Annotated in this window: 24 protein-coding genes and 1 pseudogene; 11 read left to right on the forward strand and 14 right to left on the reverse strand. The window is 49.1% G+C overall.

The window, feature by feature from the left end; translation table 11 throughout:
• Positions 1-26 precede the first annotated feature (26 nt).
• Positions 27-962, reverse strand: coding sequence for a tRNA 2-thiocytidine(32) synthetase TtcA (gene ttcA / locus J4617_RS03055; protein WP_001156217.1), 936 nt, complete (start codon positions 960-962; stop codon positions 27-29).
• Between the two features lie 105 nt (positions 963-1,067).
• A pseudogene (locus J4617_RS03060) lies at positions 1,068-1,216 on the reverse strand (tyrosine-type recombinase/integrase); the annotation flags it as partial.
• Between J4617_RS03060 and J4617_RS23175 the strand changes: the two are divergent.
• Together J4617_RS23175 and J4617_RS03065 are read left to right on the forward strand one after the other, a co-directional pair.
• Entirely contained in the window at positions 1,172-1,324 is a 153-nt protein-coding gene (locus tag J4617_RS23175) for a hypothetical protein (protein ID WP_000089155.1), read from the forward strand. The pseudogene J4617_RS03060 and the gene J4617_RS23175 overlap by 45 nt on opposite strands.
• Positions 1,317-1,655: an SMR family transporter gene (locus tag J4617_RS03065; RefSeq protein ID WP_000159240.1), complete on the forward strand. Its 339-nt coding sequence runs from the start codon at positions 1,317-1,319 to the stop codon at positions 1,653-1,655. The genes J4617_RS23175 and J4617_RS03065 overlap by 8 nt, the downstream gene beginning before the upstream one ends.
• A gap of 49 nt (positions 1,656-1,704) precedes the next feature.
• Here the strand turns inward: J4617_RS03065 and uspF are convergent, their stop codons facing one another.
• From uspF to J4617_RS03080, 3 genes are all read right to left on the reverse strand, one after another.
• Entirely contained in the window at positions 1,705-2,139 is a 435-nt protein-coding gene (gene uspF / locus J4617_RS03070) for a universal stress protein UspF (RefSeq protein ID WP_001082296.1), read from the reverse strand.
• Positions 2,140-2,620: 481 nt separating this feature from the next.
• Entirely contained in the window at positions 2,621-6,145 is a 3,525-nt protein-coding gene (gene nifJ / locus J4617_RS03075; RefSeq protein WP_017465578.1) for a pyruvate:ferredoxin (flavodoxin) oxidoreductase, read from the reverse strand.
• 60 nt (positions 6,146-6,205) lie between these two features.
• The gene (locus tag J4617_RS03080) at positions 6,206-6,517 is read right to left on the reverse strand and encodes a hypothetical protein (RefSeq protein WP_031602436.1); all 312 of its coding nucleotides are present in this window, start codon (positions 6,515-6,517) and stop codon (positions 6,206-6,208) included.
• Between J4617_RS03080 and J4617_RS03085 the strand changes: the two genes are divergently transcribed.
• Positions 6,421-6,687 carry a DUF333 domain-containing protein gene (locus J4617_RS03085; protein ID WP_001200680.1) on the forward strand — a complete coding sequence of 89 codons (267 nt, stop codon included), beginning with the start codon at positions 6,421-6,423 and terminating at the stop codon, positions 6,685-6,687. The two genes, J4617_RS03080 and J4617_RS03085, sit on opposite strands and share 97 nt — an antisense overlap.
• Before the next feature lie 43 nt (positions 6,688-6,730).
• Here the strand turns inward: J4617_RS03085 and hslJ are convergent, their stop codons facing one another.
• Positions 6,731-7,141: a heat shock protein HslJ gene (gene hslJ / locus J4617_RS03090; RefSeq protein WP_000725242.1), complete on the reverse strand. Its 411-nt coding sequence runs from the start codon at positions 7,139-7,141 to the stop codon at positions 6,731-6,733.
• 110 nt (positions 7,142-7,251) lie between these two features.
• Positions 7,252-8,241, reverse strand: a complete 990-nt coding sequence (gene ldhA, locus J4617_RS03095) for a D-lactate dehydrogenase (protein WP_000762206.1) — start codon at positions 8,239-8,241, stop codon at positions 7,252-7,254.
• A gap of 239 nt (positions 8,242-8,480) precedes the next feature.
• On the opposite strand from ldhA, the gene J4617_RS03100 reads away from it, so the two are divergent.
• The 4 genes from J4617_RS03100 (at position 8,481) to J4617_RS03115 (ending at position 12,231) form a co-directional block, all read left to right on the forward strand.
• Complete coding sequence (locus J4617_RS03100; protein ID WP_017465577.1) at positions 8,481-11,117, forward strand: YdbH family protein; 2,637 nt, start codon at positions 8,481-8,483, stop codon at positions 11,115-11,117.
• Positions 11,117-11,308 carry a YnbE family lipoprotein gene (locus J4617_RS03105; RefSeq protein ID WP_000784063.1) on the forward strand — a complete coding sequence of 64 codons (192 nt, stop codon included), beginning with the start codon at positions 11,117-11,119 and terminating at the stop codon, positions 11,306-11,308. The genes J4617_RS03100 and J4617_RS03105 overlap by 1 nt, the downstream gene beginning before the upstream one ends.
• 7 nt (positions 11,309-11,315) lie before the next feature.
• The gene (locus J4617_RS03110) at positions 11,316-11,639 is read left to right on the forward strand and encodes a YdbL family protein (protein WP_000760414.1); all 324 of its coding nucleotides are present in this window, start codon (positions 11,316-11,318) and stop codon (positions 11,637-11,639) included.
• Positions 11,640-11,781: 142 nt separating this feature from the next.
• A complete protein-coding gene (locus J4617_RS03115) occupies positions 11,782-12,231 on the forward strand; it encodes a GFA family protein (protein WP_001531579.1) in 450 nt (149 codons plus the stop codon).
• Here J4617_RS03115 and azoR read toward each other — a convergent pair.
• Complete coding sequence (gene azoR, locus J4617_RS03120; protein ID WP_000048924.1) at positions 12,228-12,833, reverse strand: FMN-dependent NADH-azoreductase; 606 nt, start codon at positions 12,831-12,833, stop codon at positions 12,228-12,230. The two genes, J4617_RS03115 and azoR, sit on opposite strands and share 4 nt — an antisense overlap.
• A gap of 200 nt (positions 12,834-13,033) precedes the next feature.
• On the opposite strand from azoR, the gene hrpA reads away from it, so the two are divergent.
• From hrpA to cybB, 3 genes are all read left to right on the forward strand, one after another.
• Positions 13,034-16,936 (forward strand): ATP-dependent RNA helicase HrpA, encoded by a 3,903-nt coding sequence (gene hrpA, locus J4617_RS03125; RefSeq protein ID WP_023198619.1) that lies wholly within the window; start codon positions 13,034-13,036, stop codon positions 16,934-16,936.
• A 63-nt stretch (positions 16,937-16,999) separates the two neighbouring features.
• Entirely contained in the window at positions 17,000-17,800 is an 801-nt protein-coding gene (locus J4617_RS03130) for a YdcF family protein (RefSeq protein WP_001098498.1), read from the forward strand.
• A 116-nt stretch (positions 17,801-17,916) separates the two neighbouring features.
• Positions 17,917-18,447 (forward strand): cytochrome b561, encoded by a 531-nt coding sequence (gene cybB, locus J4617_RS03135; RefSeq protein ID WP_000527273.1) that lies wholly within the window; start codon positions 17,917-17,919, stop codon positions 18,445-18,447.
• Positions 18,448-18,717: 270 nt separating this feature from the next.
• Here the strand turns inward: cybB and J4617_RS03140 are convergent, their stop codons facing one another.
• From J4617_RS03140 to J4617_RS03165, 6 genes are all read right to left on the reverse strand, one after another.
• Positions 18,718-19,380 (reverse strand): class I SAM-dependent methyltransferase, encoded by a 663-nt coding sequence (locus J4617_RS03140; RefSeq protein ID WP_001522619.1) that lies wholly within the window; start codon positions 19,378-19,380, stop codon positions 18,718-18,720.
• Between the two features lie 463 nt (positions 19,381-19,843).
• Positions 19,844-21,394, reverse strand: coding sequence for a glycosyltransferase family 39 protein (locus J4617_RS03145; RefSeq protein WP_023198618.1), 1,551 nt, complete (start codon positions 21,392-21,394; stop codon positions 19,844-19,846).
• A 136-nt stretch (positions 21,395-21,530) separates the two neighbouring features.
• Positions 21,531-22,211, reverse strand: a complete 681-nt coding sequence (locus J4617_RS03150) for an amino acid ABC transporter permease (RefSeq protein ID WP_000560165.1) — start codon at positions 22,209-22,211, stop codon at positions 21,531-21,533.
• Positions 22,208-22,939 carry an amino acid ABC transporter ATP-binding protein gene (locus J4617_RS03155; protein ID WP_001196340.1) on the reverse strand — a complete coding sequence of 244 codons (732 nt, stop codon included), beginning with the start codon at positions 22,937-22,939 and terminating at the stop codon, positions 22,208-22,210. The genes J4617_RS03150 and J4617_RS03155 overlap by 4 nt, the downstream gene beginning before the upstream one ends.
• A 24-nt stretch (positions 22,940-22,963) precedes the next feature.
• Positions 22,964-23,611: an amino acid ABC transporter permease gene (locus tag J4617_RS03160; RefSeq protein ID WP_000094446.1), complete on the reverse strand. Its 648-nt coding sequence runs from the start codon at positions 23,609-23,611 to the stop codon at positions 22,964-22,966.
• Between the two features lie 6 nt (positions 23,612-23,617).
• Positions 23,618-24,379, reverse strand: coding sequence for a transporter substrate-binding domain-containing protein (locus J4617_RS03165; protein WP_000949370.1), 762 nt, complete (start codon positions 24,377-24,379; stop codon positions 23,618-23,620).
• Between the two features lie 906 nt (positions 24,380-25,285).
• Between J4617_RS03165 and J4617_RS03170 the strand changes: the two genes are divergently transcribed.
• Positions 25,286-25,630, forward strand: coding sequence for a DUF1294 domain-containing protein (locus tag J4617_RS03170; RefSeq protein ID WP_000281185.1), 345 nt, complete (start codon positions 25,286-25,288; stop codon positions 25,628-25,630).
• Positions 25,631-25,698: the final 68 nt, after the last annotated feature.

Below are 25,698 nucleotides of genomic sequence, written 5' to 3' on the forward strand. Positions count from 1 at the left end.
CAGCGGAGTGCTGAGACGCCTGCAGATTATTTCACTTCGATAACATCAAGCCGCAACGCCTCTAAGGCGGTGTCATCTTCTTCAGGCTGCCAGCCAGCGGGCTGCAAGGGAATCTCTTCACGATCGAACGCTAAATCGCCGCCGTCGACGACCTCGGAACCGTGAGTGATCCCTTTGAAATCGAACAGGTTAGTGTCACAAAGGTGAGACGGCACGACATTCTGCATGGCGCTAAACATCGTCTCGATCCGTCCAGGATAGCGCTTATCCCAGTCGCGTAACATGTCGGCAATCACCTGGCGTTGCAGGTTGGGTTGCGAACCGCACAGATTACAAGGAATGATAGGAAAGGCTTTGGCCTCAGCAAAACGGACAATATCTTTCTCGCGGCAGTAAGCCAGCGGGCGGATCACAATATGTTTGCCGTCATCGCTCATCAGCTTCGGCGGCATCCCTTTCATTTTTCCGCCATAGAACATATTCAGAAACAGGGTTTGCAGAATATCGTCGCGGTGGTGGCCCAGGGCGATTTTGGTCGCGCCCAGTTCAGTCGCCGTACGATACAGGATACCCCGACGCAAACGCGAGCACAGCGAGCAGGTGGTTTTTCCTTCCGGAATCTTCTCTTTCACAATGCCGTAGGTGTTTTCTTCGACGATTTTATATTCTACGCCCAGCTGCTCAAGGTAGGCTGGCAGGATATGCTCCGGGAAACCTGGCTGCTTTTGATCGAGGTTGACGGCGACCAGTGAAAAATTGATCGGGGCGCTTTGCTGCAAATTACGTAAAATTTCCAGCATCGTATAGCTATCTTTGCCGCCAGAAAGGCAAACCATAATGCGATCGCCTTCTTCAATCATATTAAAATCGGCAATCGCTTCGCCAACGTTACGGCGCAGGCGCTTTTGCAACTTGTTGAGGTTGTATTGCTCTTTCTTTGTATTCTTTTGAATTTCTTGCATTATTTCAGTTCTCTGGTACTAAATGGGGCAAATTGGGGGCAAACTTTGCAACTACGATAACCGCGCATTCAACATCGCTATCTGTTCGTCGTTCATGTCATCAATCTACATACCGTAAATTTCATACACCATCTGCGCAGTTTCATGCCCCATTTGGCTGGCGATAAATGCCGGTTCGCTCCTGCCGTCAACAGCCAGCAGGCAAAAGTATGTCGCGTATGGTACGGATTACGGCGACGAATGCCAGCACGTTTTTATGGCAAGATACGCAATGGTTCAAAAGCGTCTTTATTCTGTCATCCGTATTACTTAAGATATCATCACGACCCGAAAAATATTGGAACGAAGAGATGTATGACTAAAGAAGCTGTAATCTTTCTATTTATCGCCATCGTGGTAGAAGTTATCGCCACGATCTCATTAAAATTATCAGATAGTTTTACGCGTCTGGTACCGAGCCTCGTTACTATCATCGGATATTGTATTGCGTTCTGGTGTCTTACCATCCCAATGCGAACCATCCCTGCTGGTATCATTTATGCCATTTGGTCTGGGGTAGGGATTGTTCTTATTGGATTGATAGGATGGTTATTTCTTGGCCAAAAACTGGATATGCCGGCTATTATTGGCATGTTGCTTATTATCTGCGGCGTAATCGTAATCAATCTGTTTTCAAAAAGTGTCAGTCACTAGGCGATGATGATTGATTTGAGCCCGCACTCTCTTATGCGGGCTCGGGTATTTAGCGTACCACCAGTACGGAGCATTCCGCATGACGCACAACGGCTGCGGCGTTGGAACCCAACAGATAGGTAGTAATATCCGGGCGATGCGAGGCGATAATCACCATATCGGCCGGTAATTTTTTTGCCATTTCCAGAATCTTATCTTTAGGAGAGCCTTCTGCAACGTGAGCCTGCACGCGGTCCGCGGGAAGGTTGAATTTCTTGATAATCGCTTCCAGTTGAGATTTGGCTTCGGCTTTCAAATCGTCCATTGCGGGGAGCTCTGCTGAATAAGCCAGTCCCAGTGAAGCGTAATAGGGCAAAGACGGGATTACAGTCAAAAAGTGCACTTTAGCGTCGTCAATCTTTGCTTCGGCTTCAACATGTGAAATCACGCGTTGAGTTAATTCTGAATCTGAAATATCGATGGGTACAAGAATCGTTCTGTTCATAAAACCTCCTGTTTAAGTATCCACTGAAATTCTACTCCCTAAAGGCACTTTATGTACAATGACATACGTCACATTTTAGGTGCTGCTCCACGATACTCTGCGGGGACTGCCTACAGGGGAGGGCGACGTAATATTACGCGTATTCCACGTAAATAATCAGCGAGTTGACGTTAAAACGTTATTTCTGCCTTGTCAGGAAAGACCTAAAAAGAGATGTTACCGTTTAATTCAATAATTAATGAAATAATTCGCAGTGAAATAGATATAATTTATACGAATGCTTTTGGGAGTATTATACGAAATAAAAATTATACAATATCATTCGGTTACGATATTCTACGCCTGTTATATGCCTTTATTGTCACATATTCATTTTGTCGCTGGGCCATTGCGTTAACCTTTGCTTTCCAGCGTATAAATTGACAAGCCCGAACGGATGTTCGGGCTTTTTTTGTTTCCAGGTTAATCCTTAGAATATTTTTTAATCTGCGCCGGGTTTTTCCGCTTTTCCTGCCAGCAAGGCAAGAAAGTCATAGCGTTTTTGCAAATCCAATGCGGCATCTCGCCATAATTGTTCAGCTACTTCAGGCTGTTGCGCATTCAGGCGACGGAAACGCTGTTCATTAAGCAACGTTTCCGCCAGGGCATCAGACGGTGGCCGAGAGTCCAGCGCCAGCGGCGGCTTGCCTTCATCCGCACGGCGGGGATCAAAGCGGTATAACGGCCAGAAACCGGTCGCCGTTAACTGGCGCATCTGGTCATGGCTTAGCGCCAGATCGTAACCATGTTCCTCACAGGGGCTATAGGCAATGATCAGCGACGGTCCTGGCCAGGCTTCGGCCTCCTGGATGGCTTTCACCGTCTGGTTTAACTGCGCGCCCAGCGAAATTTGCGCGACATAAACATGACCATACATCATCATGCTGACGCCAAGATCTTTACGGGCTTTACGCTTGCCATGTTCGCCAAACTTAGTGACGGCGCCAAGCGGCGTCGCCTTCGACGCCTGGCCGCCAGTATTGGAATAACACTGCGTATCCAGAACCAGAATATTGACATTCTCCGTCAGGCTTAACACATGGTCTAAACCGCCAAAGCCGATGTCGTATGCCCAACCATCGCCGCCAATCAGCCAGATTGATTTTTCTACCAGCGCATCAGCATCCTTTAACAGTTCCTCTGCGCCCGCAACCAATTTCAGATGTTGGCGTAATGCGGCGACCTGCTCACGCCGAACGTCAGGCGTTGCTTCGGCATGCAGCGCATTGTTTAATTCCGCCGGAATGCGATCGGCGAATTGCGCCAGTAAACGCATGACGCGCGCCCGGTGCTGATCCACGCTCAGACGGAAACCGAGACCAAATTCCGCGTTATCTTCAAATAACGAATTCGCCCATGCCGGGCCGCGTCCGTTGGCATCGGTGGTATAAGGCGTTGAGGGTAAGTTACCGCCGTAAATAGAGGAACACCCCGTGGCGTTAGCGATTAACATTCTGTCGCCATATAACTGAGTCAGCAGTTTAATATACGGCGTTTCACCGCAGCCGGAACAGGCGCCGGAATATTCAAACAGCGGCGTAATAAGCTGCGATGTGCGGATATCAATTCGTTCCAGTTTGCTGCGATCGATTTCCGGTAAGTCGAGGAAAAAGTCATAATTCACTTTCTCTTCTTCCACATGCTCAAGGCGCGACATCATGTTAATCGCCTTGATCTGTGGATTTTGCCGATCTTTAGCCGGGCAGACCTCTACGCATAAATTACAGCCAGTACAGTCTTCCGGCGCGACCTGCAGCACATATTTCTGGCCGCGCATATCGCGGGACTTCACGTCCAGCGAATGCAGACTGGCTGGCGCGTTCTCCATCGCCTGCGGGGAAACGACTTTCGCACGAATTGCCGAGTGAGGGCAGGCAGCGACGCAGTGATTACATTGTGTACACAGTTCCTCTTTCCAGACAGGAATCTCTTCGGCGATATTGCGTTTTTCCCAGCGGGTGGTGCCCATTGGCCATGTTCCGTCCGGCGGCAGGGCGGAAACAGGCAGTGCGTCGCCGAGGCCCGCCAACATGGCGGCGGTAACGGTTTTCACGAAATCCGGCGCGGCGTCGGAGACGACCGGCGGGCGATGCGCGCTGTGCGGATTAACCGCCTGCAACGGTACTTCCGCCAGCGATTCCTGCGCCAGAGCCAATGCCTGCCAGTTACGCTCAACCAGATCCTGACCTTTGCTGCTATAGCTTTTGGCAATCGCGCCCTGCAACTCAACCAGGGCGCTATCGCCCGGAAGAATATGCGTCAGGTGGAAGAAAGCCATTTGCATGACGGTATTGATGCGGGCGCCAAGTCCACATTCGCGGGCGATTTTCGCCGCGTTAACCACGTAAAAACGCGCCTTTTTCTGTTTCAACACCGCCTGAACTTCTTGCGGCAGACGCGACCAGACCTCGTCGGCGCTGTACGGCGTATTAAGCAGAAAGATACCGCCGGGCTTCAGACGCTCCGCCATCTGATATTTATCGATAAACTGTAATTGATGGCAGCCGACAAAATCCGCCTGAGCAATTAAGTAAGCGGAACGAATGGGTTTTTCGCTGACGCGCAGGTGCGATACCGTGAGCCCGCCAGCTTTTTTAGAGTCATAAACGAAATAACCTTGCGCATACCACGGCGTAGAATTACCGATAATTTTAATATTATTTTTCGTGGCGGATACGCTGCCGTCGCTTCCCAGGCCGTAAAATAACGCTTCAAGTTTAGCGCTGCCGGGCAGGGTATTTTCCGGTAATGGCAGCGAGAGGTTAGTAACGTCATCATAAATGCCCACCGTAAACCGTGGTTTGGGTTTCGCGCGGCTGAGTTCATTAAAGACCGCCAGTACGCACGCCGGGCCGAACTCTTTGGATGATAGCCCATAACGGCCGCCAATGGTGCGCGGCAACGTTTCGCGCTCGCCATTATTAAAGGCTTCCGCCAGTGCGGTCATCACGTCCAGATAAAGCGGCTCGGCCTGCGCGCCAGGCTCTTTGGTGCGATCCAGCACGGCGATAGCGCGAACGGTTTCCGGTAATGCCTGTAACAAATGTTTGGCGGAGAAGGGGCGGAACAGACGGACTTTCAGAACGCCGACCTTTTCTCCGCGTATCAGTAGCTCGTCCACGACCTCTTCGCAGGTGCCGAGGGCGGAGCCCATCATAATAATGACCCGTTCAGCCTGGGGATGGCCATAATATTCAAATGGCTGGTACTGACGGCCTGTAGCATCGCCAAATGCCTTCATCGCCTCTTCAACATGATCATAAACGGCGTTGTACCACGGGTTGGTCGCTTCGCGAGACTGGAAGTAGGTGTCCGGATTCGCAGAAGTTCCACGAATCACCGGATGTTCCGGATTCAGCGCGCGGGCGCGGTGAGCGTCGATCTCCGCCTGCGGCATCAGGTTCAGAATGGTTTCATCCGTTAGCGGTATAATTTTGTTGATTTCATGCGATGTACGGAAGCCATCAAAAAAATGAATAAACGGAACGCGGCTTTTCAGCGTAGCCCTGTGCGCGATCAGCGCAAAATCCTGCGCTTCCTGAACGCTGGCGGCGCATAACATCGCGCAGCCTGTCTGGCGGACCGCCATCACATCGGAATGGTCGCCAAAAATAGAAAGCGCGTGTGTGGCGACGGTGCGTGCGGCAACGTGCAGTACAAACGGCGTGAGCTGCCCCGCCAGTTTATACAGTGTTGGAATCATCAGCAGCAGCCCCTGCGATGATGTAAATGACGTAGAAAGCGAACCGGTTTGTAACGCACCGTGAACGGCGGCGATCGCGCCGCCTTCCGACTGCATCTCTACCACACGCGGCGTATCGCCCCAGACATTTTTAAGCCCATTGCCGGCCCAGGCATCCGCTTGTTCAGCCATTGTTGAACTGGGCGTAATCGGGTAAATGGCGATAACCTCGCTGGTACGGAACGCCACCGACGCTACTGCGCCATTACCGTCAATTGTTTGCATATGACACCCTTACATTGCGCAAAAAAGAGGGACACGCATAATCGTGAGCGCATCCTGTAGTTATCCTTTTATTTTAGCAAAGCCCTTCAAGCCCCATTTTCGCTTTTGTGTCCCTGGCGGGAGGAGAATGACGATTTCTTGCCGAAAAGACGTAAAAAATTGCCAATAAATGTTAATGAAGCGCATAAATGCGCGCTTTGCCTCTCGACGCGTCAGTTTCTGCTGCCTATTATTTAGGGCGGTGTCGTTTGGATGAATAAACAGAGGGGAGAGAAATGCGCGCAGCGTTTTGGGTGGGATGTGCCGCGTTATTATTGTCGGCTTGCAGTAGCGAACCTGTTCAGCAGGCAACCGCGGCGCATGTTTCGCCAGGGATGAAAGCGGCGATGTCCAGCGCCGGCGAAGCGAATTGCGCTATGATTGGCGGTTCGCTTTCAGCGGCCCGGCAGCTTGATGGTTCAGTAATTGGTATGTGCGCGCTACCCAACGGCAAACGTTGTAGCGAACAGTCGCTTGCCGCCGGAAGCTGCGGGAGTTATTAAGCGCGGCGTTTCGCCTGACGCGTATAACTTTTCACTTAATGGCTTAGTGCGCTAAATCCGCCAGTTTATACATTAGCGTTGTTTCTGCCGTCGCCAGCGTTAATTGGTTCGCGGTTAAATCGACTTGCGCGCCTTTGCTGAAGAGTTCGCTGAGGGTGCCGTCCAGCGCATTAAGCTGCGGATCGGCGCACATCATTCGGGTCATCGCTAAATTTTTCACTTTTAATTCGCCGTCCGATAGTTTTCCTTCGCCGGTGAATTGATTGCACATTTTGCCGGATACCGTCATGTCCTCGCCAAAGCTGAGCTCCGGGCCGGTGACCGTTTTACCGTTTACGCTTTCCAGAACAAAGCGGTGGTGCTCCAGTTGCTCGCGTTTGACGGACACTTTTCCACTGCTCACACACCCTGTCATTATGATGCTCAGGGCGACCAGCGTGACGATTTTCTTCATTGATATTCTCTGTAATCTGATAGTTAACACTGACTATAGTAATGATATGACCGGATAGATCTTCAGGGGTTATCCGAAAATGCTCCCCTGAGCGCAGGGGAGCGACAGGATTAGAACAGCGCGTTCGGGCAGGCTTCGCCCTTCTCAAGCTGGCTTAAGTTTTGTAACGTGGTTTCAGAGATGCTGATCAGCGCTTCTGCGGTCAGGAATGCCTGGTGCCCCGTAAACAGTACGTTATGGCAGGCCGACAGACGGCGGAAAACATCATCCTGGATAACATCGTTTGACTTATCTTCAAAGAACAGGTCGCGTTCGTTTTCATACACATCCATCCCCAGCGAGCCGATTTTCTGATTCTTCAGAGCTTCGATAGCCGCCTGGGAATCAATCAGCGCGCCACGACTGGTATTAATGACCATAACGCCATTTTTCATTTGGTCGAATGCCGCATGGTTCAGTAAATGGTAGTTTTCCGGCGTGAGCGGGCAGTGCAGGGAAATGACATCCGATTCGGCAAACAACGTTTGCAGATCCACATACTCGACGCCGAGATCAAGCGCGGCGGTGCTGGGATAGGGATCAAACGCCAGTAAACGCATTCCAAAGCCTTTCAGGATACGCAGCGCGGCGACGCCGATTTTACCGGTACCAATGACGCCAGCGGTTTTTCCGTGCATGGTAAAGCCGGTCAGTCCCTCAAGGGAAAAGTTAGCGTCGCGGGTGCGTTGATAAGCGCGGTGAATACGGCGGTTCAATGTCATCATCATGCCAATCGCATGTTCAGCGACGGCTTCCGGAGAATAAGCCGGTACGCGCACCACCTGCAAACCGAGCTCTTTTGCGGCATCCAGGTCGACATTATTAAATCCGGCGCAACGCAGCGCGATGTATTTCACGCCGTGTTTTTTCAGCTCTTCCAGTACCGGTCGGCTCCCGTCGTCATTCACGAAAATACAAACTGCTTCACATCCATTGGCGGTTTTCGCCGTTTTCTCGGTTAGCAGAAAATCAAAAAATTCCAGTTCAAAACCGAACGCTTCGTTCACTTGCTGTAGATATTTCTTGTCATACTGTTTGGTACTATAGACGGCGAGTTTCATATGACCTTCTCCAGTGATGTTTGAATCACACAAATATGCTTAAAATTATCTTACAAAAAATCAAAAATAATTGATAGTCATACATATAATGAATAATTTTAGGTTATCATTCTCCACAACGCCTCAAATAGCCGGAGGGCGCCCCTGCAACATGAACTATTAGGCTATGTACGGGCAATCATGCCAAAATAAAGAGATAGCCGACTGAATTTTTCGTTAAATCAGGAAATTAATGGCCCATGAAGGGTAAATATAAAGCCGCCCTTGCGCTACTGTTACTGCTGATTCTTATCCCTCTGACGCTACTGATGACCCTCGGGCTGTGGGTTCCCACTCTGGCGGGAATTTGGCTACCCGTCGGTACCCGTATCGCTCTGGAACAAAGTCCACGCCTGACACGTCATGGGTTAGTGATTCCCGATCTTCGCTATCTGGTCAATGATTGTTCGTTAGCGCATATTACCCAGGCGGAACTGACGCATCCCAGCCGTTGGTTGCTGAATATTAAAAGCCTCAAACTGGATGCCGCGTGCCTGGCGAAACTGCCCGCTACGGAAGCTTCTCCCGCCGCGCCGCGTACGCTGGCGCAGTGGCAGTCAATGCTGCCCAATACCTGGATTAACATCGATAATGTCATTCTCGCGCCCTGGCCGGAATGGCAGGGCAAGCTGGCGATCTCCATGACGCCGGTCATTCAGCAGATACGTTATCAGGGCGAAAAAGTAAAATTTCAAGGGCAGCTACGCGGTCAGGCATTGACGGTGAGCCAACTGGAGATCGCCGCGCTGGCGAACCAGCCTCCCGTTAGCCTGGCGGGGGAATTTGTGTTGCCGCTGGTACCGGATGGCCTGCCGGTCAGCGGTCATGCGGCAGCGACCTTGCGTCTGCCGCAGGAACCGTCGCTGGTGGATGCGGAACTGGAGTGGCGTGATAACGCCGGACAGCTCATCGTGATGGCGCGAGGTAATCCTGACCCGATTCTCGATCTCCCCTGGGCGGTAACGCGTCAGCGGCTTACCATCAGCGATGGCCGCTGGAACTGGCCATATCAGGGATTCCCCTTGAGCGGACGTCTGGCTTTTAATATCGATAACTGGCAAGCCGGGCCAGATAATGCGCGAGTCAGCGGACGCCTGAATATTCTGACCCAGGGCGATGCCGGTAAAGCGAACGCGGTACTGACTATCGGCCCGGGAAAACTCAGCATGGATAGCAGTGAGATGCCTCTACAGCTTACCGGCGAGGCTAAACAGAAGGATTTAATCTTTTATGCCGTCTTGCCCGCTATGTTCCGCGGCAGTCTGGTCGATCCGCAGCTCACCTTTGCACCTGGCGCATTGCTACGCTCACGTGGGCGAGTGATTGATGCGTTAGATATTGATGAAATTCGTTGGCCGCTGGCGGGCGTCAAGGTGACACCGCGCGGCGTTGATGGTCGATTACAGGCTATTTTACGGGCGCACGAAAATGAGATGGGCGATTTCGTTCTTCATCTTGATGGCCTGGCCAATGATTTTCTCCCTGATGCTGGTCGCTGGCGGTGGCGCTATTGGGGGCAAGGAAGCTTTACGCCAATGCGCGCCCGCTGGGATATTGCCGGACAGGGCGAATGGCATGATAACACCATCAGGTTGACCAGTTTGTCCACCGGTTTTGATCAGTTGCACTATGGCGCAATGACTGTCACATCGCCAAGACTGGCGCTGAATAAACCTATTGTCTGGGTTCGCGACGCCACAACGCCGTCGCTACAGGGCGCGCTGTCTCTGGTGGCGGGGAAAACCGTATTTACCAGTGGGAGCGTGCTGCCGCCTTCTACCCTTAATTTTAGCGTTGAAGGGCGAGAGCCAACCCTGTTCCAGTTTAAAGGCGACCTTCGGGCGGGGGCGATAGGGCCGGTACGGCTGAATGGGCGCTGGGATGGCGAACGCCTTCGTGGACAGGCCTGGTGGCCGAAGCAGTCGCTTATCGTTTTCCAGCCGTTGCTTCCACCGGACTGGAAAATGACGCTGCGCGAAGGCTCACTGTATGCGCAGGTGGCTTTTTCCGCCGCACAGGGGCAGGGATTTGAAGCAGGTGGACACGGCGTGTTAAAGGGTGGTAGCGCCTGGATGCCGGATAACAAAATCAACGGCGTCGATTTCATTCTGCCATTTCGCTTCCACAACGGCGCGTGGCAATTGGGGACGCGCGGGCCCGTCTCGCTGCGTATCGCCGGGATAGTTAACCAGGTCACGGCGAAAAATATCACCGCTGATTTACAGGGCGGTTATCCCTGGAGCGAGTCGAATCCATTACTGCTAAGCGATGTCAGCGTAGACGTGCTGGGCGGTCAAATCATTATGAAACAGTTGCGAATGCCGCAGCACGACCCGGCGCTTTTGCGGGTGCAAAATATTTCATCCAGCGAATTGATTAGCGCCATAAATCCAAAGCAATTCGCCATGTCTGGTCCGGTTAGCGGCGCGCTGCCGCTGTGGCTGAACAATGAAAAATGGATAATCAAAGATGGCTGGCTTACGAATCCTGGGCCAATGACGTTGCGTATCGATAAAGATACTGCGGATGCGGTGGTGAAGGATAATGTCACGGCAGGCTCGGCGATCAACTGGCTACGTTATATGGAGATTACGCATTCGTGGACGAAAATTAACGTTGATAACCTGGGCGTACTAACGATGCAGGCGGCCATTACCGGCAAAAGCCGGGTAGATGGTAAAACCGCGATCGTTAACTTGAACTATACCCATGAAGAAAATGTGTTTACGCTGTGGCGCAGTTTGCGTTTTGGCGACAATTTACAGGCATGGCTTGAACAAAATACAGCGTTGCCGCAACCTCCTTGCCGGAAAGACAAGGACTGTGAGGATAAATAATGAAAATGAGTATTGCCATGCTGTCAGCGCTTGCGTCATTTATCGTGGTGGGCTGCACGCCACGTATTGAAGTCGCCGCGCCGGAACAGCCGATTACCATCAACATGAATGTAAAGATCGAGCATGAAATACATATCAAAGTCGATAAAGACGTTGAAGAACTCCTGAAATCACGCAGCGATCTATTCTGAGGCCATAATGAAAAAGTATTTAATGCTATGGGTGCTGACGCTGAGCTTGCTCACACCTTCTGTGTGGGCCTTAACCCTGGACGAAGCGCGCACGCAGGGCCGGGTCGGGGAAACGCTGAATGGCTATCTGGTGGCCTTAAAGAATGATGCCGAAACCCAGAAACTGGTGCTTGATATTAATCATGCCCGCCGCGCCAGTTATCAGCAGTTAGCGGATAGCAATCATCTTCCCGTGGACGAGGTGGCGAAGATGGCAGGGCAAAAACTGGTTGAGCGCGCCAGGCCGGGAGAATATGTCCAGGGAATTAATGGCAAATGGATGCGTAAATAACCGCTTCCCGACAATTTTTTTACCGCAAAATGCATTTTTATATGGGTAATTTTTGAATACGGAGGTCGTATTTACATTAGGCGAACCGGAAGGCTATTTCTATACTGTCGACTGGTATCACTATTCGCGAGAGTAACCAGGTATGACGTCTGAAAAATTATCTGCTGCTTGCCATTGTGGCAGCGTCGTGTTTACCGTTCAACTTAGCGATGGCTTTCATACCGCCAGGCGCTGCAACTGTTCGTTTTGCCGGATGCGCGGAGCGGTGGCAGTGTCTGCGCCGCTATCGGGTATTAAAGTGCTAAAAGGGCAGGATAAGCTTACCGAATATCGCTTCAATACGGGCAAGGCGGTGCATTTTTTCTGTTCGGTATGCGGGATATATACTTTTCATCAGCGCCGATCCAATCCCGATCAATATGGGGTCAATGTGGCGTGCATCGAAAATGTGTCGCCTTTTGATTTCGCCTGCGTTGAAGTCAATGATGGGGTAACGCATCCCAGCGATGGCGGCAGTAGCGGCGTGGTAGGATATTTGCGCTACGAACCGGAGACGTTGCCTCCCGTCGAAACGGGAGGCAAAAATATTTAAGCGGCCACGACGCTGTCAATCGCGGCTTTTGCATCGGCCTGAGCTTTAGCCGCCACTTCCGGCCCGTAGGCGATGCCTTCGGCAAAGACAAAATTCACGTCGGTGATACCGATAAAACCAAGGAACACTTTCAGGTAAGGCGCAATCAAATCCGTCGGGGTGTCTTTATGGATACCGCCGCGGCTGGAGAGAACCACCGCGCGTTTACCGGTTACCAGACCTTCCGGGCCTTTTTCGGTATAGCGGAAAGTGATACCGGCGCGGGCAATCAGATCAAAGTAGTTTTTCAGCTGCGTCGGAATATTGAAATTGTACATCGGTGCCGCAATAACGATGACGTCGTGGGCTTTCAGTTCAGCAATGAGTTCATCAGACAGCGCCAGAGCGTCCTGCTGACGTGGCGTTAAAGGCGCATCGCCCGGACGCATCGCGCCCACCAGCTCGCCATCCAGCACCGGAACAGGGTTGGCCGCCAGATCGCGGACAGTAATTTCATCTGCGACGTGTTTTTCGCGCCATTGTTCAATAAAATAGTCAGTCAACTGACCAGACTGAGAGTACCCTGCCAGAATACTGGATTTAAGAACTAATACCTTGCTCATGGGTGTTTCCTTTTATGTGTTTGAAGGGGCGTGCCCCGTTGCTTGTTGACACTTTATTCACAAATATGTCGCAGGGATAGCGCAATATATCGAACCCTTTGTTCGAAATTATTGAACAACACAAAAAAAGCCCCAATGTGGTACTCTATACCTATCATTTAAAACGATTTTAAACAGGCAGAATGCTGCCCAAGAGCTTTATGACTGAACAATCTATGTTGACGCTTCAGGTGTTACAGCAGCGGCTGGATGCACTGATGCTGCGTGACAAACAGCGCTTTGCGCGCCGCCTGCATGGCGTAAAGAAAGTAAAAAATCCTGATGCGCAACAGGCCATTTTCCAAACGATGGCGAAAGAAATTGAACAGGCTGCGGCGCAGGTCGCCCTCCGCGAAGCGGCGCGCCCCTCAATCACTTATCCGCAAAATCTGCCTGTTAGCCAGAAGAAACAGGACATTCTGGAAGCGGTCCGCGATCATCAGGTAGTGATCGTGGCAGGGGAAACCGGTTCCGGTAAAACCACCCAGTTGCCGAAAATTTGTATGGAACTGGGACGTGGAATTAAAGGACTTATTGGTCATACTCAGCCGCGTCGCCTGGCGGCGCGCACCGTCGCTAACCGCATTGCCGAAGAGTTGCAAACGGAGCCAGGCGGCTGCATCGGCTATAAAGTTCGTTTCAGCGATCATGTCAGTAGCAACACCATGGTCAAACTGATGACGGACGGTATCCTGCTGGCGGAAATCCAGCAGGACAGACTATTGATGCAGTATGACACCATCATTATTGATGAAGCGCATGAACGCAGCCTGAATATTGACTTCTTGCTCGGCTATCTGAAAGAGCTTCTGCCGCGTCGCCCCGATCTGAAAGTGATTATTACCTCTGCGACCATCGACCCGGAACGCTTCTCGCGCCACTTTAATAACGCGCCGATTATCGAAGTCTCTGGCCGAACGTATCCCGTAGAAGTTCGTTATCGCCCCATTGTGGAAGAGGCTGACGACACTGAACGCGATCAGCTACAGGCAATTTTCGACGCTGTTGATGAACTGGGGCGTGAAAGTCCCGGCGATATCCTGATTTTTATGAGCGGAGAGCGGGAAATCCGCGATACCGCCGACGCCCTGAACAAGCTGAACTTACGGCATACCGAAGTGTTGCCGCTGTATGCACGCTTGTCGAACAGCGAACAGAACCGCGTTTTCCAGTCGCACAGCGGACGCCGTATCGTGCTGGCGACTAACGTGGCGGAAACCTCGCTGACGGTGCCGGGTATCAAGTATGTGATCGATCCTGGCACTGCGCGCATCAGCCGCTACAGCTACCGCACTAAAGTGCAGCGCCTGCCGATTGAACCGATCTCACAGGCTTCCGCCAACCAGCGTAAAGGGCGTTGCGGGCGCGTATCGGAAGGGATTTGCATTCGTCTGTATTCGGAAGATGACTTTTTGTCACGTCCGGAATTTACCGACCCGGAAATTCTACGTACCAACCTGGCGTCGGTTATTTTGCAGATGACCGCCCTGGGGCTGGGGGACATCGCCGCCTTCCCGTTTGTTGAAGCGCCGGATAAGCGCAATATTCAGGATGGCGTGCGTTTGTTGGAAGAGCTGGGGGCGATTACCGCCGACGAACAGCAAACGGCATATAAGCTGACGCCGCTGGGCCGACAATTATCCCAGTTGCCGGTCGACCCGCGCCTGGCGCGTATGGTTCTGGAAGCGCAAAAGCATGGCTGTGTGCGCGAAGCGATGATCATTACTTCCGCACTCTCTATTCAGGATCCGCGCGAGCGCCCAGTGGATAAGCAGCAGGCTTCCGATGAGAAACACCGGCGTTTCCATGATAAGGAGTCTGATTTTCTGGCGTTTGTTAACCTGTGGAATTACCTCGGCGAGCAACAAAAGGCCCTGTCGTCGAATCAATTCCGCCGTCTGTGTCGCACCGACTATCTGAACTATTTACGCGTGCGTGAGTGGCAGGATATCTATACCCAACTGCGTCAGGTGGTAAAAGAACTGGGGATTCCGGTAAACAGCGAACCCGCAGAGTACCGAGAAATTCACGTTGCGTTGTTAACGGGGCTGTTGTCGCATATCGGGATGAAAGATGCCGATAAACAAGAGTACACCGGCGCGCGTAACGCCCGATTCTCTATTTTCCCCGGTTCCGGTTTATTCAAAAAACCGCCGAAATGGACAATGGTCGCAGAACTGGTGGAGACCAGCCGCCTGTGGGGGCGCATCGCTGCCCGCATTGAGCCAGAATGGGTGGAACCGGTAGCCCAGCACCTGATTAAACGTTCATATAGCGAACCGCACTGGGAGCGGGCGCAAGGCGCGGTGATGGCGACGGAAAAGGTTACTGTCTACGGTCTGCCGATTGTCGCCGCGCGCAAGGTGAATTATAGCCAGATTGACCCGGCGTTGTGTCGCGAGTTGTTTATCCGCCATGCGCTGGTGGAGGGGGACTGGCAAACCCGTCACGCCTTCTTCCGTGAGAATCTAAAATTGCGTGCGGAAGTCGAGGAACTTGAGCACAAATCTCGCCGCCGCGATATCCTGGTGGATGACGATACCCTGTTTGAGTTTTATGACCAGCGTATTAGCCATGACGTTATTTCCGCCCGCCACTTTGATAGTTGGTGGAAAAAAATCAGCCGCGAGACGCCGGATCTGCTCAACTTTGAAAAAAGTATGCTGATTAAAGAAGGCGCGGAAAAAATCAGCAAACTGGATTACCCGAATTTCTGGCACCAGGGCAATCTCAAGCTGCGTTTGAGCTATCAGTTTGAACCGGGCGCGGATGCTGACGGCGTGACCGTCCATATTCCGTTGCCGCTACTTAACCAGGTTGACGAGAGCGGTTTTGAATGGCAGATCCCGGGGCTGCGCCGTGAATTAGTTATTGCGCTGATTAAATCGTTGCCAAAACCGGTACGTCGCAACTTTGTTCCGGCGCCAAACTATGCTGAAGCGTTTTTAGGTCGCGTAACGCCGCTGGAGCTGCCGCTGCTGGACGCTCTGGAGCGTGAACTGCGCCGGATGACCGGCGTCACGGTCGATCGGGAAGACTGGCATTGGGATCAGGTGCCCGAGCATCTGAAAATCACGTTTCGCGTGGTGAATGACAAAAACAAGAAACTGCAGGAAGGGCGTTCGCTCGCCGAGCTTAAAAATGCGCTGAAAGGCAAAGTGCAGGAGACGCTCTCGGCGGTGGCGGATGACGGCATCGAGCAGAGCGGGCTGCATATCTGGAGTTTCGGCGAGCTGCCGGAAAGCTACGAACAGAAACGCGGTAATTATAAAGTGAAGGCGTGGCCGGCGTTAGTGGATGAGCGTGACAGCGTCGCTATCAAATTGTTTGATAATCCGCTGGAACAACAACAGGCGATGTGGTGCGGTTTACGCCGTCTGCTGTTGCTCAATATTCCTTCACCGATTAAGTATCTGCATGAGAAATTGCCGAATAAAGCCAAGCTGGGGCTGTACTTTAACCCGTACGGCAAAGTACTGGAGTTGATTGATGACTGTATCGCCTGCGGGGTAGATAAGCTGATAGATGCCAACGGCGGACCGGTGTGGAACGAAGCAGGTTTCACCGCGCTGCACGAAAAGGTACGCGCCGAGCTGAATGATACTGTGGTGGATATCGCGAAGCAGGTTGAGCGGATCCTGACGACCGTATTCAATATCAATAAGCGTCTGAAAGGGCGGGTGGATATGAGCATGGCGTTGGGGCTTTCCGATATCAAGGCGCAGATGAGCGGTCTGGTATACCGTGGTTTTGTGACTGGCAACGGCTTTAAACGTCTCGGCGATACGCTGCGTTATCTGCAGGCAATTGAAAAGCGGCTGGAGAAACTGGCTGTCGATCCGCACCGCGATCGGGCGCAAATGCTGAAAGTCGAAAGCGTCCAGCAGGCGTGGCAACAATGGATAAATAAATTGCCTCCAGCGCGTCGCGAAGATGATGATGTTAAAGAGATCCGTTGGATGATTGAAGAACTGCGTGTCAGTTATTTCGCCCAACAGCTCGGTACGCCTTATCCTATTTCCGATAAGCGTATTTTACAGGCCATGGATCAGATTACGGCCTAAAAAGCCAGGCGACGACGTCTTTCAAAGCGATCCGGTACAAGTTCGGAACAAAAAGGAGGAATTATGAATACAACGCCATTTCCGGCGCTCTCTGCGGAAACATTGCTGGCGGTGAATACCGTCGGACAGTGGCTGGCGCAAAATGATTTTTCCGGCGAACAACCTTATTCGTCGGATTGCGTCGTCCTGGCGGGCAATGCGGTGATCCCCACTATCGACGCGGCCTGTCGCATCGCCAAAGCGCAAGGCGTTCCTTTACTGATTAGCGGCGGTATAGGTCATTCGACGCCGTTTTTGTACGCCGTGATTGCCCGGCATCCGCGCTACCACACTATTCGCACAAGCGGACGCGCTGAAGCCGCGATCCTTGCGGATATCGCGAACCAGTTCTGGCATATTCCGGCTGAGAAAATTTGGCTGGAAGATCGGTCAACTAATTGCGGCGAAAATGCCCGTTTCTCCTGCGCACTGATCCGTCAGGCGAAAGAAAACATTAACACGGCTATAGTTGTGCAAGACCCCACCATGCAGCGGCGCACTATCGCGGCATTCCGGCGCGTGACAAACGACGACACCGATGCGCCGCGCTGGCTGAGTTTTCCTGGTTTTGTTCCGGTACTGCGCCACCTTAATGACGGTACACGTTTTGCCAATGTTGAAGAGGGCATCTGGACGGTGGAGCGTTATCTGTCTCTGATTGCCGGCGAGCTGCCCCGTTTGCGTGACGATGAAACAGGGTATGGACCGCGTGGTAAAGATTTTATCATTCACGTTGATATCCCACGCGATATTGAAAACGCATGGCAGGTATTGCAGGCAGATACTACGCTGCGCAGTGCGTTAGGACAGAGAGCTTTACGCTAAAAATCGCCCGTTTGCGAGGGTGAACGGGCAAGTGCGACCACCATTTCATAAATTTGATGAATTATTTATAAAAGCTGGTTATGTTGTCGCTTTACGGTTTTCATTCAGGACGCGCTATGGGCAATAAGTATTCCGGCCTGCAAATTGGTATTCACTGGTTAGTCTTTTTTCTGGTTATTGTGGCTTACGCCGCGATGGAGCTGCGCGGTTTTGCGCCGCGTAGTTATCGGCCCTGGTTTAATATGACGCACGTTTCATGTGGTATCACTATTTTGCTTTTAATGGTGGCACGCTTGTTTATTCGGCTGAAATATCCCACGCCGCCCATTGTTCCTCGTCCAAAACCGATGATGACCGGAATGGCGCATTTAGGACATCTGGTGATTTACCTGTTATTTATCGCGCTGCCTGTTATTGGTCTGGTCATGATGTATAACCGCGGCAATCCCTGGGTCGCATTTGGCATTACTATGCCGCATGCCGCCGAAGCTAACTTTGAACGCGTAGATATGCTGAAATCCTGGCACGTCACGCTGGCGAATCTGGGCTATTTTGTTATTGGACTTCATGCCATCGCTGCTTTGATGCATCACTATTTCTGGAAAGACAATACGCTGTTACGGATGATGCCGCGTAAGCGTGACTGACCGTCCTGCATGACGTTTGTCGCAGGTGGGGTTAACTGCTTCAGGTAAACAAGGCATCTATCAGAGGGGATTGCGTATTCCATACAGAAAACGCCTGCGTCTAACCAGGACCCGTGACGCAGGCGAAGGAGGACGGGTCTACATCGGAAGCGGGTATTATACTTATTTGTATGACAAATAAAATAAGCAATTGCTATTCCGTAATCCAATGTTTAATCAACGGGTTAAACCCACATGATCGCGCTGCCGACCGCTCGGAAGTGCCTGTACTTACGATGAGCGTGGCGTAGTGGCGGAAAATAGCGCAACGGCGCCATGTTGCTCCAAAGTCACCTTAGCGAAATGTTCGTCCAACACGCTGCGTAACGTATCGGCTGAATCATTGGTATTACTGAATATTCCTTTCTTGTTATAAACAGCCATTAATTTCTTACCAAAAGCATTGTGAGGAACCTCTTTGCCCAGAATCGTGGCGCCAAAAAGTGTGCCGCCGAGTTTAAGCGCCATACCGGCATTTTTAATTGCCTTCGCTTTTGTTGTCATCTCACCAGGTAAGCAGTGCAGAAGATAGTACATCGAAACGGAATCGAAGCGCCCGTGCCAGTCCGCCGGGAACGTGTCGAAAACATCGTGTTGTAGTGTGGCGCGGATTTTCGTATTACCCACTCGGCTGGCGGCTATTTTCAGGCTATCCGGATTTAAATCCATCAGCGAAATGGCATGAGTCGCAGGTGCATGTTTCAGGTAATAACCTGTACCTACGCCAATATCCAGGTGAGTCTCGCCCATGTGATGCAGGAAGAAAGGAAGTAGTCGCGTATCAGTAGGACACTTCCAGGCATATTTGTTTGAGATATTGAGTACCCACCAGTCATATAAGCTAAGCGTGAATGGGTTATAGACTTTTGCGCCTGATTGTTGTGTATGCTTCATTGTTCTCTCACTAAATAATTTCGCGCTGGAATTAAAACAACGAAGCAATCGTTAGGCAAGCATTAATCAGGTGAGTGAGTAATTTAATGCGACGAATAAAGGCGATATTATGAATTAAGCGGTTATCTTAAAGAATATAGAGGATAATAATAGCTGATAAATGAATTGAACAGTCATATTATTATAAGCTGATAATTAATAATCGTTGATGTACGCGTATTAAGCCCTTTGATAATAACAATGCAATTAAATGCAGGAAGAACAATATTTATTCAAACACATAAAGCGATTATTGCACATTAATTGATATTTTAAATGTTACGCTGAGATAGCCATCTTTATTTAATATCACCTACCTGGAGGCGATATGATTGAGGTTTTTGAAGCGTTTGGCTGGACCTTACTTTTAGGCGGTCTGGCCGTGGCAGTACTGTTTATCACTGCACTGGATAGAAAACGGTAATCATTGCATTTGACGCGCCTGTTGAGTTGGTATTACAAATAATTGTACCTGAAATCTACCACTTCTGAATTTTGCGATATTTTGCCATTCTGACGGCAAGGGGTAATCCTGACTAAAGTTACCGCCGCTTACCAACCAGACACGATGGTAACTTTTTGAAAGCGTTGTCAGAGTATCAATATATGTCTGATCGGCTTGCGCATAAAACAGTGAACCAAAGCCATAGGCATTCGGTCTGCCTGATGTTCCGTGTGCGTTAGGCGGTGTATAAAGAAACGTACGATAATCTCGCTTATTATAATACACATAACTTAAATAATCGAACATTTTACTGACTACCACGGCATCATTAGGCTGGTGACGGGTATTAATATAGTTTACCAGTGGTTTAAACTCGTCTATGTGCTCAGGGTTATTATGATATGAACCATAGCCGAATAATAAGGTGAATAAGATAAACCAGAAGCCACAAACCGCTTTTTTTGCGCGGGTAAGTAATACCGCGAGCAGGGGAGGAATGCTCAGCGATGAGAAGAAGAAATAACGATCGATAAATAACGGCATCCACCAGGAAATGATGAAGACCAGCATTACAGGGATGACCAGATTACAAAATAATATCAGCTGATATCTTTCATATTCTCCGTTGCATAAAGATATTCGCCCCACAGTACCGATAAAACCTCCCACAGCCAGCCACAGAATGAACGACGGAAAACCCTGTCCGTTGTTTCCGGTAAAAAAATGCCAGTACATCGCAGGCAGGTCACGCCATGTTACGGGGGGAATCCAACCGATATCATTACCGGCTCTCAACTGCGCCAGATGAGTCAGTAAATTAAACAATACGGGCAACCAGGGGAGATAAGCGACAGCAATCGCCAGGTTAGCAAACCACCAGCCAGGAAGTTTAAGGTAGCAGGCCGTTTTATGGCTTTGGCAGGATAATATTGTTACTGCGATCCAGTGGGCAATAAGTGCAAATAGGGTGAAATAATGGGTGTAAAAGCTGAACGTCATAAGTAAAGCATACGCGACAAGGTAGCGATTATGGGTGGGTGTTTTTATCCACATCATCAATGCTAACGCGGCAGCGAGCGTTAGCATTCCCATTAACGCGTACATGCGCGTTTCTTGACTGTAATGAACTGCCATCGGCATCAAGGCGGCGAACCATCCCGCCAATAAGGCTGTACGTTCATTTGCCAACCATCGCGTAAGCGCGATAACCAGCACAACTGTCAGGATCCCAAAGAGTAGACTGAGAGAGCGTACCGCTGCAATGCTATCACCCCATAATATCATCCAGTCATGCAGTAACAGATAATAAAGCGGGGGATGCACGTCAAAAGCGGCATGGAATAGCAGATTATCTACGCTATGGCGACTAATCAGCACGCTGGATGCTTCGTCACACCAAAGGTAGCGGTCAGTTAAAAACAGCAACCGTATAAGGACGGAGAATATGACAATGAGACAAACATGATATTTATACTTTATTTTTCTTAACCCATCGCCGGGCTGCCATATGGATAGTTGTGGTAGCGCCATAATATCCTCAATGGAGTAAGACTTAGACCAGAATGGACACCTAACGCAATAATGAAGGTTAAAATCTTAACCAACACTAAATAAAAATAACTTTGATAATGTCAGCGGTGAATTAATCAGAATAGTGCAGTGCAACTCAGTAATCCTGACCGTAATGGCGAAGCAGTCTATGCTCTAAAAACCGGGTCAAACCGACGATAAAGGTAACGCCAATAAGATACACTATGGCGGCAAAAAGGTAAGCATGGAAGAATTTAAAGCTAGTTGCAGCAACCTCCTGAATTCGCGCGAAAAACTCAGTATATTGGATAAGAAAAACGATGGTGCTGTCTTTAAGGTTATTAATCACCTGATTCGTTAAGGCTGGAATGGAAGACAGCAATACCTGAGGCAGTATAATCCACAAAAAGACCTGCCGTTTGTTCAACCCCTGAACGACTGCTGCCTCCGTTTCATACTTATTCAATGCGTTATAGGCCGTTGTCATGTACGCGGCATTATATGCGCCGACATTCAAGGTAAAACCTGTAACCGCCACGGTAAAAGAGGACAGGTGAATGCCAGATTGAGGTAAACCATAATAGATAACAAATAGAATAAGAATGAGTGGCGTACCGATAAAGAAATCCATGTACAGTCGAGTTATGGCTTTTACCACGGGGCGATGGCTCAGGCTCAGAAAGAAAATAATAATTCCCCACAAAAAACCGGTGATGGAAACAATCAGCGCAAGTTTACAGGTTTCTTTAATACCGTCCACAACAAGTGGCAGTTGTTCAGTCAGGTCATTAAAGAAGAGAGACCAGCCAGCGATCATCGTTGTGCCTCGCTAAAAAAACAGTGGATATCTGGATCCGTTTCTCGTAAGGCAAGATCGGTAAAAGCGCCTTCTGCACGAATCTTGCCATGATTAAGAAACGTTACGTTATCGCTTAGTAATCTGGCGAGGCGAATATCATGAGTGACGCATAATATAGTGACGCCATTGTCGTGAAGTTGCTTGATCAACATTCCGACTTCACGAGTCATGAGCGGATCAAGCGCAGACGTCGGCTCATCAAAAATAATGAGTTCTGGGTCGGTGACCATTGTACGGGCCAGGGCGACGCGCTGTTGCTGGCCGCCCGATAATTGCGAAGGGTATTTCGCGCTATGCGAGGCCATATCAAGTTTTTGTAGCTCATGTAAGGCTTTCTCCCGGGCTAGTTGTCCCGGCATGCCAAACACTTTACATAGGGCAAGGGTAATATTATCCATGACGTTAAGATGGCGATACAAAGCGTAATTCTGGAAGACACAACCAACTTTTTTTCTGAACTCAAGAATAGTAAATTCTTTGTCGTAAATATTTTTCCCGTGAAAATAAATATTGCCATAATCAGGTTCTTCTAATCGAAGCAGACAGCGTAAAAGCGTCGTTTTTCCACAACCTGATGGCCCCATGACTACTTTCATGTCTCCCGATTGAATTTTCAGACTAACCGTATCAAGAACCTTTTTTCCTGAATATTCCTTACTTATCTCTTTTAGTTTCAGTAAAGCCATGAGTATCACCTCTATTTTTATGGTTCAACTGATGCGATATTTTTTCTCAAACACTCCGGCCAGAAGAGTAAAAACTTTATAAATAATGAAATATAATACCCCGGCAAGAGTATAGATCTGTAACCCGTTCAGCGTGATGGCTGTCAGTGACATTGCCTGCTTCGTTATTTCAGCGATACCTACAGTATAAGCAAAGGGCGTCGCTTTTAATACAGAAGAAAACTCATTGATAATACCGGGCACAGAAAATCGCAACATCTGTGGCAGTTCAATATTTATTATAACCTGTAATTGACGCATTCCTGCTACTTTCGCTACCGTAATTTCGTATGGCTCAACTAATTTAAGCGCCCCTCTGAACACCTCGGCAAGATAGCTCCCACTGATTAAGCCGACGCTGAGGTTCATGGCCACCAGAGGTGAAACATATATGCCAATCGATGGCAATCCAAAATAAACAAGAAAAACAGCAATAAGTATTGGAATTCCCCGAAGAATAAAGACCAGTACGTCGAGTATCTTCTGTAGTGGAAGGGGGGATAGTCGCCGTAATACGGCGACTGTAAGCCCAAACAAAAACGCTGAGAGAAAACAGGTAAATGTTACAAGCAGCGTATTACCAATCCCTTCCAATAGGAAATAAAAGATAGCCAGCATATTACCTGATGACATAGCTTACTATTTCATCCAGCTATCGACAATGCCAGATATTTTTTGTGGCCCTTGCTCTTTAAGCCATAAGTTGAAATCATCGCGCACGGGAGAGCCTTTCTTAAAGGCAATGCCAAGCTGATCAACATTCTTGAAAACATAACGGCTTTCTATCGGCATCTTTTTCTTATTTTTGAAGGTAAAATAAACCGGCTCTTCTATAAAAGCCAGATCAAGATTGCCATTTTTTAGATCAGCCATCGTCTCATTATAGGTTGGATACAATTTTACTTTACTTAACGAGTAGTATCCTTTGGGCTCCAGATCGTTTTTGATAAGGTCGGAGTAAGCCATTCCTCGAGGGTATCCAATAGAATATTTATTTAATTCATTGAGGTTATTGAGCGTTATTTTATGATTGGCCATACTGACCAGATAAAAAGAGTTGATGTAATAAGGTTCAGAGAAATCAATAACTTTCTTACGTTTATCTGTAATTGAAATTCCCGAAAATGCGACATCTGCCTGACCACTCGCCACTGCGCCAAGCATTCCATCCCAGGCATATTCGGTGATGTTTAGCTTACAATGCCGTGACTGACAGTAAGACGAAAAAAGCTCCAGATCTATCCCCTGCAATTTGCCATCAGCACTTTTAAATAACATAGGGGGAGAGGCTGGTGATACTGCGACATTGAGCGTTCTCCCTTCAACGATGCTATCAGCAAACGCTGAAGACGACATTATTCCCAACACTATCATCGATAAGCCAAATTTTTTGGATAACATGCTATCTATTTCCTGTAGTAAGGTAATGCGTATTATAAATTAAGCATTAGGGCGTGAGCCTGACATTTGCAGGCGTAAAGTACTTAACGTTATGTATTCCATCGCTGTTAACTAATTTAATCAGGAGGTTTGACAGGAATCATCAAAGGGAATGGATTGAATATACCATAAGATATCAACTGGATATGAGTGCAGCGACACCATGAAAGGTGAAAATGTAAAGATATCATAGACATTAGTATACTGGACATAGTTTATGCTCCATTTACGCATACATATTTACATGATAAGCAGATAAATGCTTCAGTGACGGTGCCTTTCATGTCTCTAATTATCATCTTACCACTCTATCCAGGGCCAATATAAAGACTTATCTTTTCTTGTCAAATACATTTTTTGAGCTAAGTTGATTTGCGTGCTATCTATATTTGCAAGCATATAAATTATTTGTCTCATGAACAAACGACAACAAATCAGGATTTTTGACGATGTTGTTATGTTTATCAAAACGTTAACTTGTTTTAATCGATGATAATCTTAATTCAGAAATATCTGAATATATACGGTTGTTGAGATAAAATTCTCAAATTAACATCGTACATCTTATGTAATAAATATAAATACGATTAATAAATCCAAAACTGAGACTGCCAACCGGATAACAAACAGCAATAAAGAGGGTTCTTCATTAAGTTATCCTGGCAACGATTAAGGTGATAACATTTTCGGTGGCTTTACCCATTTTAATCGTGTTCACAGCCGTTAATTACCTTATGATTACCATGGTAATTAAAAATGAATCCTTAATGACTCGTTGGCTGAGTGAAAAAAATTCTACATCACATAGGCGCATGTATCGCGTATAATGGGCTCCGATGCCCCTAATTATTGCTATGACATAATGATATGTATCTTAACCGCTTTTGTTATTTACTCCTGATCTTCGCTGCGGTCGGAAGCATTTTTACATCGCATCCCGTCGCGATGTGGTTCCTGCTCGCCAATGTGCTAACGCTGGCGATCTACGGTATAGACAAAACGGCGGCACGTAAAACCTGGCGCAGAGTGCCGGAATCCACTTTGTTGGTGTTTGGGGTTGTCGGTGGGTGGCCTGGGGCGATTGTTGGTCAACAACTCTTCCGTCATAAAACGCAAAAGCAGCCATTCAAAACATACTTTATTGTCAGTGTGATAGTGAGTATTTTAGTTACGGTGGCGATTTATCGACTCTATCCATTTTTGTCTTACTGAACATAGACTATGTATCACTTATTGACCAATCGGCAGCAAAGATAGCATCATATTTTCATGCCACCGGC

The organism is Salmonella sp. 32010601201800023SM (assembly GCF_017572235.1).
Classification (GTDB): domain Bacteria; phylum Pseudomonadota; class Gammaproteobacteria; order Enterobacterales; family Enterobacteriaceae; genus Salmonella; species Salmonella enterica.